This is a genomic window from Streptomyces sp. NPDC046821, from assembly GCF_040645335.1.
GTDB lineage: Bacteria > Actinomycetota > Actinomycetes > Streptomycetales > Streptomycetaceae > Streptomyces.
This window is the reverse complement of sequence record NZ_JBEYYB010000009.1, coordinates 267,935-282,491: the sequence shown is the minus strand read 5'-3', so window position 1 is coordinate 282,491 and position 14,557 is coordinate 267,935. Positions and strand designations below refer to the sequence as shown.

Sequence of the window (14,557 nt, the reverse complement as noted above, 5' to 3'; positions counted from 1 at the left end):
GGCATCGTCCATGATGGTCCGGGGCGGCATCGCCCGCCCCGGACAGGCAAGTTGAGGAGCTACAACAGTGGGTGAGCGGGTCACCATCCGTGACGTGGCCGCACGCGCGGGCGTCTCCGTAGCGACGGTTTCGCGGGTCCTTGCGGGCAACTACCCGACCTCCGCGGCATCACGCGCCAAGGTCCAGCGAGCAGCAAAGGACCTGGACTACGTGGTCAACGCGCACGCCCGCGCACTGGCGGGCGCGGGCCGCAAGACGATCGCGGTCCTGACGCTTGACGTGGTGAGCTCGTTCTACGCGGCAGTGGCGCAGGGCGTCGAGATGGAGGCGGCGCAGCACGACCGGCTCACCCTGGTCTGCTCGACGGGCGGAGACGCGGCCCGCGAGCTGGCGCTGGTCCAGATGATGCGCGAACAGGCAGCAGAGGCCGTAGTGCTGGTCGGCGGAGTGATCGAGGACGACGAGTACCGCGAACGCATGGCGCACTACGCACAAGCACTGGCAGCAGCAGGCTCCCGCCTGGTCCTCTGCGGCAGACCGGCCCCAGCGCCCGACGTCCCCGCCCTGGTGGTCGAATACGACAACGGAGCAGGCGCACACGCGATCACAAGCCACCTCCTCGGAGCAGGCCACCGCAAGATCGCCATGATCGGCTACCAGCCGGACAACACCACAGGCGAGGACCGAGTAACCGGCTACCTCCGGGCCCTGGACGACCACGGAGTCCCGCGCTCGGACGCGATCCTGCACGGCATAGGTTTCGGCCAGCAGAACGGCTACGAGGCGATGCGCGACCTCCTGGCCAAGTGCGACGGCAAGCCGGACTTCACAGCAGTCTTCGCAGGCGACGACCGAGTAGCGGCAGCAGCGATAAAGGCACTGGCGGAATACGGCCTGCGAGTGCCAGACGACATCTCCGTAGTGGGCTACAACGACGACCCGGTGGCAGCGGACATCACCCCGGGCCTGACAACGGTCCACATCCCAGCGGAAGAGATGGGCCGCACGGCAGTCCGCCTGGCCCTCACAGGCACATCCCGCCCAGGCCAGCAACGCCACCTCCTGGGCACCCACATAGTGATCAGAGACAGCGTCCGCCCACTGAGGACCCCGTAAAACCGGACCGACGGACCAAGGGCACACCCCACCGGCGGGCAGCCGCGTACGAGACGGGAGGGGCCGTGGGGGCATGTGCGCGCGGAGCCACCAGCACCACACGCCGGGCGAACTGAACCCCACGTAAACACGTAGAACAGCGAGCACGTACATGCCCCCGCGGCCCCGCACCCAAAAGAGCGCCGTCCCCCACCGGCAAAAACAGCCCAGAACACCAAAGGCCCCACAGCCCACTGGGCCAAACGACCAGGCCATCTCGTCAGCCAGACGATAAAATGACCAGGTGCCCCAACTACGTCTCGCTCTGAATCAGATCGACTCGACGGTAGGCGACCTCACCAAAAACGCCGAGGCGATCCTCCGCTGGACCAAGCACGCCGCAGACCAGGGAGCGCACCTGGTCGCGTTCCCCGAGATGATCCTCACCGGCTACCCCGTGGAGGACCTGGCCCTACGAGAGTCCTTCGTACAGGCGTCCCGCAAGGCGCTGAAAACCCTGGCCGAGCGCCTGGCGGAAGAGGGCCAGGGCGAGATCCCCGTGATCGTCGGCTACCTGGACCACTCAGAAAAAGCACAACCAAAATACGGCCAACCACCAGGCGCCCCCCAGAACGCGGCAGCGGTCCTCCACAACGGTGAGGTGGCACTGACATTCGCCAAGCACCACCTCCCCAACTACGGCGTGTTCGACGAGTTCCGCTACTTCGTCCCGGGCGACACACTCCCCATGGTCCGCGTCCACGGAATCGACGTGGCCCTGGCGATCTGCGAGGACCTCTGGCAGGACGGAGGCAGGGTCCCGGCCACACACACAGCAGGCGCCGGCCTCCTGATCTCGATCAACGCGTCACCGTACGAGCAGAACAAGGACGACACACGCCTGGACCTGGTACGCAAGCGCGCGCAAGAGGCAGGCTGCACACTCGCGTACGTAGCCACGACAGGCGGCCAGGACGAACTGGTCTTCGACGGCGATTCAATCGTGGTGAACGCAGAGGGCGAAGTAATAGCGCGAGCCCCCCAGTTCGAAGAGGGCTGCGTAATCCTGGACCTGAACCTCCCACCGGCAAAAGCAGAACCCCCCGAGGGCACGGTGGACGACGGCCTGAGAATCGACCACGTAACGCTCTCCGAAGACGAGCTCCCCCCATACGAACCAGAGCTGACCGGCAACTACGCCCCCCGCCTGGACGACGAGGAAGAGATCTACTCAGCCCTGGTCGCAGGCCTACGCGCCTACGCCAGAAAGAACGGCTTCACCTCAGTCCTGATCGGCCTCTCAGGCGGCATCGACTCAGCGCTGACAGCAGCAATCGCCTGCGACGCACTAACCGCCCAGAACGTCTACGGCATCGCCATGCCGTCGAAATACTCCTCGCCCCACTCCAAAACCGACGCAGCAGAACTGGCAACCCGCACAGGCCTGAACTTCCGCACGATCCCGATCGAGCCGATGTTCAACGCGTACATGGGCGCGCTGAACCTCAAAGGCCTGGCAGAGGAAAACATCCAGTCAAGACTGCGCGGCACGATGCTGATGGCGCTCTCCAACCAGGAGGGCCACATCGTGCTCGCGCCGGGCAACAAGTCCGAACTGGCGGTGGGCTATTCGACGCTCTACGGCGATTCAGTCGGCGCATACGGCCCGATCAAGGACGTATACAAATCAACGGTGTTCCGCCTGGCCACGTGGCGGAACAAAGCGGCGGCAGCCCGCGGCCAGACGCCCCCGATCCCGGAGAACTCGATCACAAAGCCCCCGAGCGCGGAGCTGCGCCCGGACCAGGTGGACACGGACTCGCTCCCGGACTACGACACGCTGGACGCGATCCTGGCGCTGTATGTGGACCGGGACCAAGGGGCGGACGCGATCGTGGCGGCGGGCTTCGACCCGGAACTGGTGGCGAAGACCCTGAGAATGGTGGACGCGGCGGAATACAAGCGACGCCAATACCCACCGGGCACCAAGATCTCACCGAAGGGCTTCGGCAAGGACCGCCGCCTGCCGATCACGAACGGATGGCGGGAGTAGGAAAAGCCTCCCCACCCAAACCCCGAACCTCCACACCCCAAGGCCTCAATCCCGAGTGAGATCAACCCGAGCAGCAACAGGCAGATGATCGCTGCCGGTCTTCGGCAGGGTCCAAGACGTAACGGGCGCAATCCCCTTGACCATGATCTGGTCGATCCGGGCCATGGGGAACGAGGCGGGCCAGCTGAACCCGAACCCACTGCCGGAGGCGCCCTGGGTGGACCGCATCTGCGAGGTGACCCCGTTCAACGCCCGGTCGTTCATCGTGCCGTTGAGGTCACCGAGCAGAATGACCTTCCCGAGCGACTCATGCGAGATGGCCTCGCCCAGAGCATCCGCACTGGTGTCCCGCTGACTTGCCGTGAACCCGGCGTGCAGCTTCACGCGCACGGACGGCATATGGGCGACGTACACGGCGACATCACCGGCAGGCGTGGCGACGGTCGTACGCATCGCACGGGTCCACCCGAGCTTGATGTCGACGGGCCGGGTCCCGCTCAGCGGGTACTTGCTCCACAGACCAACCGTGCCGGCAACAGCGTGGTACAAATACGTCTTGGCGAGCGCCCGCTCATAGACGGGCACGGCGGAAGCGGTGAGTTCCTCCAGGGCGACAACCTGCGCCCCGGAGGCGGCGATGTCGTCGGCGGTACCGACCGGGTCGGGGTTCTCGGCGTTGACGTTGTGCGTGGCGACGGTCAGATCGCCGGGCCCGGCGGCCTCGGCCTTACCGGTGAGAAGCCCACCGAAGAGGTTGAGCCACACGATGGCAGGAAGCAGCACAGCGACCAAAGCGGTGGCGGACTTCCGAAGCAGAGCGAGAACGAACAACACGGGCACCAGAACACCCAGCCACGGCAGGAACGTCTCCGTGAGTGACCCAAGGTTTCCGACGGTGTTGGGAATCTGCGCGTGGAACAGCATCACGCCCGCGACCAGCACGGCCACGATCGCCAGGAAAACTCCCCGGCGCCAGATCCCACGGTCACCGCGCCACCCGTCGGTCAGGCGGCGCAGCGGGGACCTTCCGGGCTCGTATCCCGAACCGCCGTCACCCGTCCGCGTCCTGAACGCCTGCGCCATACCGTCGTCGCCTCACTGCCCTGCCGCACACCAACGTCGCCCTGAGAAACCCTAGGGGATGATCGGCGCGCTCTTCGCCGTCCACGACGGCCGTACAGGCACGAGGACGAACGGACGGGCGGCGTGAGTTCCTTCCCGTCGGCGTGTCGGGGACCCTGTGACGAAACGCGCACATTATCCGAGCCCGCAGCGAGAGCGAACACACAACGTTCAGATGCCCTCGACCCCGCCGACGGACCGTCAGTCCGGCGGCCGCAGCCCGGCCAGCGCACTGTCGACGATCTGCTCGGACAGATCGTCGGCGAGCGGCGCGTCGGGCCGGATCATCGTGCGCAGGAGCACAGGCCCGACGAAGAAGTCGTTGGCGAGTTCGATGTCGATGTCCGCGCGCAGCTCCCCGTTCTCGACGCCGCGCCGCAGCACGTCGAACATGACGCGCCGGCGCGGCTCGATGACGGTGGCGTGGTACGCCTCCCAGAGCCGCGGCAGGCTCTTCATCTGGGCGAAGACGTTGTGCAGGAGGACCGAGGAACGCATCGAGACGCCGCGCCGGCGCAGGTGTTCCAGGAGGACGACGAGGTCGTCGCGCATGGAGGTGCCGGGCAGTTCGGGCTCGGGCTCCTCCATGCAGCGCAGGACCTCGACGAAGAGTTCCTCCTTGCCGGACCAGCGCCGGTAGATGGTCGCCTTGCCGACTCCCGCCGTCCGGGCTATCCGCTCGATGGACAGCTCGGTGAGCGGAACGCCCTCCTCGATCAGCTTGAGGACACCCTCGACGATGGCCCGTTCGACGGCCTCACTGCGGGGGCGCCCCCGTCCCGCGCGCCCCGCGTCCACCATGTCCACGGCCACTCCGCCTCTCCGCCTTCCCGTCGCCCTGCGTACGGGCGACAACCGCCCAGCCCGCCGCCCTGTCACTCCGCGGCGGCGATTGTCTCAAGCCTGGTCAGCGGCCCGCCCGGACGGCCTCCTCGCTCGTCTCCCCGACCGCCTCCTGGGGTGCGCGCCCCGGCAGGAACATCGCGGTGACGACGGCGCTGACGATGGCCACAGCGGCGCCGCACAGGGCGGTCACGTGCATGGCGTGCAGGAACGAGTCGTTGGCCGCGCCGACGAGCGCGTCACCGCGCGGGCCGAGCTTCGCGGCGATGCCGAGGGTGGCCTCGATGGACTCGCCGGCGGTGTGCCGCAGTCCGGGCGGCAGCAGGCCGAGCTTGTCCTGGATCTGGCTGCGGTACGCCGTGGACAGGACGGAGCCGAGTACGGCGATGCCGAGGGCGCCGCCGACCTGGCGGAACGTGTTGCTGAGCGCGGACGCGGAGCCGGCCTTCTCGCGGGGCAGGGCCTGCATGATGACGACGCTGGTGGGGGTCATGACGTGGGCCATGCCCGTACCCATCAGGAAGAAGATGACTTCGAGGAGCCAGATGGGGGTGTTGGCGTCGAGGAGGTTGAACGCGGCGAGCATCGCGGCCAGGAGCACCAGGCCGCCGGTCGTCACGGCGCGTACGCCGAAGCGGTCGACGACGAGGCGGGCGCGCGGCGCGAAGATCAGCTGGGACGCGGCGAGCGGCAGCATCAGGAGGCCGGTCTGCAGGGGCGAGTACCCGCGCACGCTCTGGGTGTAGAAGACGCTGAAGAAGGTGACGCCCATCAGCGCGAAGAACACGAGCGCTATGGCGGCGATCGCTGCCGAGAACACCTTGTTCTTGAAGTACGAGATGTCGATCGACGGGTGGTCGCTGCGCTTCTCGTACAGGACGAAGCCGATGAGGACGGCGAGTCCGGCGCCGATGGTCGTGAGGACCGTCGGAGCGGTGAAGTCGGCGAGCTGGCCGCCCTTGATGATGCCGTAGACCAGCAGGACGAGTCCGACGACGGACAGGGCCACGCCCACGAGGTCGATACGGCCGGGCTTCGGGTCGCGGGAGTCCGGTACGAGGATCAGCATCAGGACGACCGCGACGATCACGATCGGCACGTTGACCAGGAAGACCGAGCCCCACCAGAAGTGGTCGAGGAGCAGGCCGCCGGTGATCGGGCCGATGGCGATGGCGAGGCCGACGCCGCCCGCCCAGATGCCGATGGCCTTCGGCTGCTCGTCGCGCTCGAAGACGTTCATCAGGACGGCGAGCGTGGCCGGCATCACGAAGGCGGCGCCGAGGCCCATGAGTGCCCGGAAGGCGATGAGCTGGACGGGTGAACCCGACTCGGCGGCGAGCGCGGAGCCGAGGCCGAACGCGACGAGACCGCCGACCAGCACCTTCTTGCGCCCGAGGCGGTCCCCGAGGAGTCCCGCCGTGAAGAGCAGGCCGGCGAACACCAGCGTGTAGGCGTTGATCGCCCACTCCAGCTCGCTCTGCGTGGCGCCGAGGCCCGTGGGGGCCGGGGTCGAGATCGTCTTGATCGCGACGTTCAGGATCGAGTTGTCGAGCACCACGATCAGCAGGCTGAGCATCAGAACGCCGAGGATTGCCCAGCGGCGGCGGTGCACAGCCTCCGGTATGCGCGTGGCTGCCGGAACCTCAGGAGTGGTCATGGAAAAAGTCTAGAGCATTTTCGATACGAGACCGTCTCGTATTTGAAGCATGGAGCACTCTTTACGAAGCCGGAAACATCACGAAACCGGTGCGGGACCGGCGCGGCCATGTGGCACACCCCCTATGGCGCCGGGTCCGTGCTCGGTGCCACCATGGAGGGGATCCGGGGACGCCGTCAGGGCGCCTCGAGACGACAGAAGGAGCCGTTGCGATGACGCAGCTTTCGGCTGCCCAGAACAGCCCCGAGAACCCGCAGGACCCCGCGGCCACCACGGTCGACGGAGGAAAGAGCGGCAGTAAGGCGCTGTACGGGGGCAAGAGCACCCGGCGTGTCACGGTGCGCGACATCTCGCTCGCCAAGGAGCGCGGCGAGAAGTGGCCGATGCTCACGGCGTACGACGCGATGACCGCGTCCGTCTTCGACGAGGCCGGCATCCCGGTGATCCTCGTCGGCGACTCCGCGGGCAACTGTCACCTGGGCTACGAGACCACCGTTCCGGTCACCCTCGACGAGATGACCATGCTGTCCGCCGCCGTCGTACGGGGTACCAAGCGCGCCCTCGTCGTCGGCGACCTGCCCTTCGGCTCGTACCAGGAAGGCGCGGTCCAGGCTCTGCGGTCCGCGACGCGCCTGGTCAAGGAGGCCGGGGTCGGCGCGGTGAAGCTGGAGGGCGGCGAGCGTTCGCTGGCTCAGACCGAGCTGCTCGTGCAGTCCGGCATCCCCGTGATGTCCCACCTGGGCCTCACCCCGCAGTCCGTGAACACGATGGGGTACCGCGTCCAGGGCCGCGCCGACGAGGACGCCCACCGGCTGCTGCGCGACGCGAAGGCCGCGCAGGACGCGGGCGCGTTCGCCGTCGTCCTCGAACTGGTCCCGGCCGAGCTGGCCGCCGAGGTCACCCGGTCGCTGCACATCCCGACCGTCGGCATCGGCGCGGGCCCGGACTGCGACGCCCAGGTCCTCGTCTGGACCGACATGCTCGGCCTCACCGGCGGCAAGATGCCGCGCTTCGTGAAGCAGTACGCGGATCTGCGCGGCGTCATGGGCGACGCGGTGAAGGCATTCGCCCAGGACGTGGTCGGCGGGACGTTCCCGGCGGAGGAGCACTCGGTCCACTGACTCTGACTCAGTAACACAACTGAACCCGAGCAGCACCACGGCAGCCCGTCGATCGTTCCCGGTCGACGGGCTGTCGCCGTCTCTCGGTGGGATGTAGGTGGGCTGTAGGTGGGCTGTCGGTGGGATGTCGGTGGGATGTCGGTGAATTGTCAGTGGCGACTGGCAGCTTGTTCGTCATGACGCGAATCGACAAGAACCCTGACGTCGGCGGCCGCCCGGTCGCCGTCACGGTGCGGGGGCTGGTCAAGCACTACGGCGAGACCAAGGCGCTGGACGGCGTGGACCTGGACGTGCACGAGGGCACCGTCATGGGCGTGCTCGGTCCGAACGGCGCCGGCAAGACCACCCTCGTCCGGTGCCTGTCCACCCTCATCACCCCCGACTCCGGCTCGGCGTTCGTCGCCGGGTACGACGTGGTGAAGCAGCCCCGGCAGCTGCGCCGCGTGATCGGCCTCACCGGCCAGTACGCCGCGGTCGACGAGAAGCTCTCCGGCCGCGAGAACCTGTACATGATCGGGCGCCTGCTCGACCTGTCCCGCAAGGACGCCCGCGCCAGGGCCGACTCGCTCCTGGAGCGGTTCTCCCTCACCGAGGCGGCGACGCGCCCGGCGAGGACGTACTCCGGCGGTATGCGCCGTCGGCTCGACCTCGCCGCGTCGATGATCGGCAGCCCGTCCGTCCTCTACCTGGACGAGCCGACGACCGGCCTCGACCCGCGCACGCGCAACGAGGTGTGGGACGAGGTCCGCCGCATGGTCGGCGACGGCGTGACCGTGCTGCTCACCACCCAGTACATGGAGGAGGCCGAGCAGCTGGCCGGCGAGCTGACGGTCATCGACCGGGGCAAGGTCATCGCGGGCGGCGCCATCGACGACCTCAAGGCGAAGGTCGGCGGCCGCACCCTGCGCATCCGCCCGGCCGACCCGCTGGAGCTGCACCCGCTGTCCGCCGCGCTCGACGAGATGGGCCTCACCGGCCTCGCCACGTCGACGGTGGACGCCGAGGCCGGCACCGTACTGGTCCCGATCCTCAGCGACGAGCAGCTCACCGCCGTGGTCGGCGCGGTCACCGCGCGCGGCATCACGATCGGCTCGATCTCCACCGAACTGCCCAGCCTGGACGAGGTGTTCCTGTCCATCACCGGCCAGAAGGCCGGTGCCCCGCAGGACGACACCTCCTCCGACGAGCTCGAAGGAGCCGCCGTATGAGCGCCACCACCCTCGCCCCGCCCCTCAGGCCCGAGGCGGACGCGCGCATCGGCCTGCGCTCCCACATCCGCCACACCGGCGCGCTGGTCCGCCGCAATCTGCTGTGGATCCGTCAGGACCCGGAGTCGATGTTCGACGCGGTCATGATGCCGATCGTCTTCACGCTCCTGTTCGTGTACGTCTTCGGCGGCTCGATCGGCCAGGCCCTCGGCGGCGGTAAGGACCAGTACGTGCAGTACGTGGTCCCCGGCATGATGGCGATGATGAGCATGAACATCGCGATGGCGGTGGGCACGGGCTTCAACCAGGACTTCCAGAACGGCATCATGGACCGCTTCCGGACCCTGCCGATCGGCCAGGGTTCGGTGCTCTTCGCCAAGATCGTGGTGGAGCTGATGCGGCTGCTCATCGCGACGACGATCATGATGATCGTCGGTGTCCTGGTGGGCTTCGACATCACCGACTGGGGCGGCCTGTTCGCCTCCGTGGGCCTGAGCGCGATGTTCGGCACGTCCATCATGTGGATCTTCCTGGTGCTCGGCGTCACGATGAAGAGCGCCCAGTCGGTGCAGGCCATGGGCTTCCTGGTGCTGTTCCCGCTGCAGTTCGGTTCGTCGGTCTTCGCGCCGACGCAGTCGATGCCGGGCTGGCTCCAGGCGTTCACGGACTACAACCCGCTGTCCACGCTCGCGGACTCCGCGCGCGGCCTGATGGTGGGCGGCCCGGCCGCGCACGCCGTGTGGGTGACGGTGATCTGGTCGGCGGCCCTCACGCTCGTGATGGCGCCGGTCGCGATCCACAAGTTCCGCACCAAGAACTGACGTTCAGCAGCGTGACGCCGGGTCTGTCGCGATGCCGGATCAGTCGTGATGCCGGATCAGTCGTGGTGGCGGCTCAGGAGGGCGGTGGCCTCGTCGAGAGACAGGCCGCCGCCTTCGGCGTACGCGGCCTCGTACGCGCGGTCGCCGAGGAGGGCGCGGACCGCGTTCTCGGCGGATTCGCGGGAGTGACGCTCCAGATAGGTCCGCACATGGCGGGGTGGGAGCTGACCGTCGGCCGCGCCGAGGAGGCGGGCGGCCTCGTGGGCGTCGGCCGCCTCGCCGCTCAGGATCAGTGCGCAGCCCGCGGTGACCAGGTGCTGGGCCGGCATGTGCGGGGCGATCACCAGGGACAGCGGGTCGCGTGCGAGGTCCAGGGCCTCGGCGGCGCCGGTGAGCGCCGTGTCCGCCAGGCCGTCCGCCGCGTCGAGCCAGGCGTTCATCCCGGCGATGAGCCCCCGGAAGGCGATGAAGTGCATCGCCTTGAACTCCTCCTGGAGGAGCCGGAGTTGTTCCCGGGCCTCGCCGGTCCGGCCCGTGGCGCCGTACCGCCCGGCGAGGAACATACGGGCAGCGGGCCCGGCCGAGTTCGCGTGGCGCTTGTCGGGGTCGAGGATGGAGCGCAGCAGCGCCTCGCCGCGCTCGCCGTCGCCCTGCTCGATCAGAACCTGCCCGAGCCGCGCGTTCAGGAGGGCGGCCTGGGCCTGCGCGCCGAGGAGTTCGGCGCCCTCGATAGCGGCCGCGTAGTCGGCGGCGGCCTCGGCGTACGCGCCCTTGCGCTCGTGCGCCTCGCCGCGCGCGGACAGCGCCTCGGCGACGCCCCAGCGGTCGCCGAGCCGGGTGAACAGGTCGAGGGCCTCGTCCGCGTCCCGCACGGCGTCGTTCGAACTGTCGGTGCGGTTGGCGAGGATGTTGGCCCGCAGCTGGAGCGTGAGGGCCAGCTCCCAGGTGTAGCCGAGCTCGCGGCAGGTCCGCACGGTGACGTCGGCAAGGGTCCACAGGCCCTCGATGTCGCCGGTCATCATCACCGCGTAGAACCAGAGGTTGCCGGGCGGGCGGCAGGTCTGCGGGAGGCCGGGACGGTACGTCCGCGCGATGGCGCGCAGCCTCCCGGCGCCCTCCTCGCTGTCCCAGGTCGCGATCTCCATGTCCATGTACGCGAGCCGCAGCAGGTGCACCTCTCGACGTGCCTCCACGAGGAGTTCGCCTTGGAGCGGAGGCGGGTTGTCGGTGCAGCGTTCGTGGAGCGGGGGCGCGGGGGCGATGGGCTCGGCGAAGGGGTCCGGGCCGAGGGCCGCGGTGTCGCGGGACCAGTTACGCGCGTCGACGCGCAGGTCACGCATCTGCCAGAACCAGGAGAGCGACAGCACCAGACACAGCGCCTCCTGCTCGTCCCGCGCGGCGACGGCGTGCCGCAGCGCCGTGCGCAGGTTCTCGTACTCGCGCTCCAGGAGGGCGATCGCGGCGCGCTGGCCGTGGCCGCGCAGTCGGGGGTCGGTGGTGCGGGCCAGTTCGCGGTAGTACGTGAGGTGGGCGCGCTCGGCGTCCGTGCGGTCACCGGCCTCGTCGAGGCGGTCTCCGGCGTACTCGGAGACGGTTTCGAGGAGGCGGTACCGCATACCGGTGACGGTTTCTTCCGTGCCCCAAGGGGACGCCACGACAAGGGACTTGTCGACGAGGGAGCCGATCGCGTCTAGGGCGTCGGGTCCGCACACGGCCTCGGCGGCCGGGAGGTCGCAGCCGCCGCTGAACACGGAGAGGCGGCGCAGGACTGTTCGTTCGTTCTCGTCCAGGAGGTCCCAGGACCAGTCGACGACCGCGCGCAGCGTCTGCTGGCGCGGGAGGACCGTGCGAGCGCCGGAGGTGAGCAGGCGGAACCGGTCGTCCAGGCGGTCGGCGATCTGGCGGGGCGTCAGCATCCGCAGCCGGGCTGCCGCGAGTTCGATGGCCAGGGGCAACCCGTCGAGGCGGCGGCAGATCTCGGCGGCGGCCCGCTCGTCGTCCTCGACGCGGAAGCCGGGGCGGACCGCAGCGCCCCGCTCCCCGAGCAGCCGCAGCGCGAACGGCTCCGGCAGCGGCTCGACCGGGTGCAGCAACTCCCCCGGTACGCCCAGGGGTTCGCGGCTCGTCGCGAGTACCGTCACGCCGGGGCAGCGGCCGAGCAGCTGCTCGGTGAGGCGGGCTGCCGCCTCCACTACGTGCTCGCAGTTGTCGAGCACGATCAGCATCCGGCGGCGCGCGCAGTGTTCCGTGAGCCGGACGACCGGGTCGTCGCCGTGCCGGTCCGACGCGGCCCGCAGTTCCTCTGCTCCGGCGCCGCGCAGCACCGTCTCGCGGGCGCCGAGCGCGGTGACGACTGCTTCCGGTACGGCGTCCGGGTCCTCCACGGGGGCCAGTTCCACCAGCCATACGCCGTCCAGTACGTCCATGGCCTCGGCAGCCTCTTGGGACAGGCGGGTCTTTCCTGCGCCGCCCGGCCCTAGCAGCGTCACGAGCCGTACGCGGGTGAGTTCCTCGCGGATCGTCTGGATGTCGTCCGTTCGTCCGACGAAGGAGGTGAGGCGGGCTCGGAGGTTGCCGGCGGGGGGATGGGGGCGGTGGGGTGGGGTTGGGGTGGTGGCTGTGGGGGTTTGGGTTGGGGCGGGGGCTGGGGTCAGTAGGTTCGCGTGCAGTGCCTGTAGGGCGGGGCCCGGGTCCGTGCCGAGTTGCTCCGCGAGCAGGACGCGTACCTGCTCGTACGCGGCCAGTGCCTCCGCCGGGCGGCCCGTGTCCCGTAGGGCGCGCAGGCGCAGTGTCTGGAGCGGCTCGTCCAGTGGGCGCGCGTCGCACAGCGCGGTCAGCTCGGGGAGCGCCGTGTCGGCCTGGCCGAGCGCCAGGGACGCCGACAGGCGGGTGCGCCGGGCGTCCAGGTGCAGGGCCTCCCAGCGGGCGGCGCCCGCCGAGCGGTCCGGGAGGTCGGCGAGCGCCGGGTCGTGCCACAGGGACAGCGCGTCGTCCAGGACGGCTGCCGCCTTGCCGGGGTCGCCGTCCGACTGCGCCCGTACGCCGTCCCCGACCAGGCGCTCGAAGCGGAACACGTCGATGTCCTCGGGGTCGGCCGTCAGGCGGTAACCGCCCTCCGAGGAGTGCACCGCGTCGGCGCCGAGCGCCTTGCGCAGCCGTCCGACCAGTGCCTGGAGCGCGCCCGTCGCATCTGCCGGCGGGTCCGCGCCCCAGACCTCGTCGGCCAGGGTGCGCGGCGGGACCGTTCGGCCGGGGCGCAGGGCGAGCACGGTCAGGAGGGCGCGCAGGCGCGGCCCGCCCACGGGGACGGCCGTGCCGTCGTCGCGGAGTGCCTGGGTGGGGCCGAGGACTCGGTAGCGCACCGGGTCATTCTCTCTGTTGGGGGTGGGGGTTCGCTCGGGGGTTTTGGGGGCGGGGGGGCGGTGCCTGGTTTTTGGCGGGGGAAGTCTTGAAGGGAACCGTGGCGCTTCCTCGGTACGTTCCTCTGACGCCGGGCCACCGGTACGGTCGTCATTCGACCGTCCACCCATTCGGCTTCGCAGCCAACGGCAACCACGTACCCCGGGAGCCTTCCGCCCATGACCACCGCCGCCACCCGTCGCAGCGAGCGCAGGATCAGCCCCGTCTTCGTCGGCATCGCCGCCGTCACCGCGGTCGCCGGCTGGGCGGTGTGGACGGGCTTCGCCGCGCAGCCCGGCCTCGCCGTCTTCCTGTTCGTGACCGGCGCCTGGATCGTCTCCCTCTGCCTCCACGAGTACGCCCACGCGCGCACCGCGCTCCACAGCGGGGACATCTCCATCGGCGCGAAGGGCTATCTGACCCTCAACCCGCTCAAGTACACCCACGCCCTGCTGAGCATCGTGCTGCCCGTCATCTTCGTCATCATGGGCGGGATCGGTCTGCCCGGTGGCGCCGTGTTCATCGAGCGCGGGCGGATCCGGGGGCGCTGGCGGCACAGTCTCATTTCCGCGGCCGGTCCGCTGACGAACGTTCTGTTCGCCGTCGTGTGTACCTCGCCGTTCTGGCTCCATGCGCTCAATGGGGTGCCGGACACGTTTCGGTACGCGCTCGGTTTTCTTGCGCTGCTTCAGGTGACCGCGGCCATTTTGAACTTCCTGCCTGTGCCTGGGCTTGACGGGTACGGCGTCATCGAGCCCTGGCTGTCCCACGGCGTGCGGCGGCAGGTCGAGCCCTTCGCGCCCTTCGGGCTGCTCGCCGTGTTCGCCATCCTGTGGGTTCCAGGGGTGGGCGCGGTGTTCTTCGACGTTGTCCACACCATCCTGCGGTCCCTGGGCGTGAACCAGTGGGACTGGGAACTCGGGCAGGCGTTCTACCGGTTCTGGCAGGGGACTCCGGAGATTCCCGTCGTCACGCAGTAGGCGCGGGGGTCTTTGGCTGCTTCTCGAGCTTCGCCTTGCGTACGTAGTACCACGTCATGTTCGACGTGATCCCCGCGAGCAGTACCCACACGATGCCCAGCAGGCTGCCCTCCACGAAGGAGACCACTGCGGCGGCAACCGAGAGGACGCAGAGCACAAGGGCGTACAGAGCGAGGCGGGGCATGGGGGGTGGCTCCTGTCGGACGGAGAGGTCGTTCGTCCTCCAGTGTCCCCCATGCCCCGCGCCCGCCCTCCGC

At 69.3% G+C, this 14,557-nt stretch carries 11 protein-coding genes; 6 read left to right on the top strand and 5 right to left on the bottom strand.

The genetic code is table 11. The annotated features are described in order from the left end of the window. Positions 1 to 67: 67 nt before the first annotated feature. Positions 68 to 1,117, top strand: a complete 1,050-nt coding sequence (locus tag ABZ893_RS20420) for a LacI family DNA-binding transcriptional regulator (protein WP_361405419.1) — start codon at positions 68 to 70, stop codon at positions 1,115 to 1,117. 283 nt (positions 1,118 to 1,400) lie between these two features. Continuing rightward, positions 1,401 to 3,149, top strand: coding sequence for an NAD+ synthase (locus ABZ893_RS20415; protein ID WP_361405416.1), 1,749 nt, complete (start codon positions 1,401 to 1,403; stop codon positions 3,147 to 3,149). Positions 3,150 to 3,194: 45 nt separating this feature from the next. Here ABZ893_RS20415 and ABZ893_RS20410 read toward each other — a convergent pair whose 3' ends face one another. The 3 genes from ABZ893_RS20410 to ABZ893_RS20400 all read right to left on the bottom strand — a co-directional run bounded on the left by ABZ893_RS20410 (position 3,195) and on the right by ABZ893_RS20400 (position 6,771). Continuing rightward, complete coding sequence (locus tag ABZ893_RS20410) at positions 3,195 to 4,232, bottom strand: endonuclease/exonuclease/phosphatase family protein (RefSeq protein WP_361405413.1); 1,038 nt, start codon at positions 4,230 to 4,232, stop codon at positions 3,195 to 3,197. A gap of 240 nt (positions 4,233 to 4,472) precedes the next feature. Then, positions 4,473 to 5,072, bottom strand: coding sequence for a TetR/AcrR family transcriptional regulator (locus ABZ893_RS20405; RefSeq protein WP_361405792.1), 600 nt, complete (start codon positions 5,070 to 5,072; stop codon positions 4,473 to 4,475). 106 nt (positions 5,073 to 5,178) lie between these two features. After that, positions 5,179 to 6,771, bottom strand: a complete 1,593-nt coding sequence (locus ABZ893_RS20400; RefSeq protein ID WP_361405410.1) for an MFS transporter — start codon at positions 6,769 to 6,771, stop codon at positions 5,179 to 5,181. A 212-nt stretch (positions 6,772 to 6,983) separates the two neighbouring features. Between ABZ893_RS20400 and panB the strand changes: the two genes are divergently transcribed. From panB to ABZ893_RS20385, 3 genes are all read left to right on the top strand, one after another. Then, positions 6,984 to 7,892 carry a 3-methyl-2-oxobutanoate hydroxymethyltransferase gene (gene panB / locus ABZ893_RS20395; protein ID WP_361405407.1) on the top strand — a complete coding sequence of 303 codons (909 nt, stop codon included), beginning with the start codon at positions 6,984 to 6,986 and terminating at the stop codon, positions 7,890 to 7,892. 176 nt (positions 7,893 to 8,068) lie between these two features. Further along, positions 8,069 to 9,100: an ATP-binding cassette domain-containing protein gene (locus ABZ893_RS20390; RefSeq protein ID WP_361405404.1), complete on the top strand. Its 1,032-nt coding sequence runs from the start codon at positions 8,069 to 8,071 to the stop codon at positions 9,098 to 9,100. Beyond that, a complete protein-coding gene (locus ABZ893_RS20385; RefSeq protein ID WP_361405401.1) occupies positions 9,097 to 9,921 on the top strand; it encodes an ABC transporter permease in 825 nt (274 codons plus the stop codon). The genes ABZ893_RS20390 and ABZ893_RS20385 overlap by 4 nt, the downstream gene beginning before the upstream one ends. A gap of 56 nt (positions 9,922 to 9,977) precedes the next feature. Here the strand turns inward: ABZ893_RS20385 and ABZ893_RS20380 are convergent, their stop codons facing one another. Next, positions 9,978 to 13,283 (bottom strand): BTAD domain-containing putative transcriptional regulator, encoded by a 3,306-nt coding sequence (locus ABZ893_RS20380; protein ID WP_361405398.1) that lies wholly within the window; start codon positions 13,281 to 13,283, stop codon positions 9,978 to 9,980. A gap of 216 nt (positions 13,284 to 13,499) precedes the next feature. On the opposite strand from ABZ893_RS20380, the gene ABZ893_RS20375 reads away from it, so the two are divergent. Next, positions 13,500 to 14,300, top strand: coding sequence for a site-2 protease family protein (locus ABZ893_RS20375; protein WP_361405395.1), 801 nt, complete (start codon positions 13,500 to 13,502; stop codon positions 14,298 to 14,300). Here ABZ893_RS20375 and ABZ893_RS20370 read toward each other — a convergent pair. Then, positions 14,290 to 14,484 (bottom strand): hypothetical protein, encoded by a 195-nt coding sequence (locus ABZ893_RS20370; RefSeq protein WP_361405393.1) that lies wholly within the window; start codon positions 14,482 to 14,484, stop codon positions 14,290 to 14,292. The two genes, ABZ893_RS20375 and ABZ893_RS20370, sit on opposite strands and share 11 nt — an antisense overlap. Positions 14,485 to 14,557: the final 73 nt, after the last annotated feature.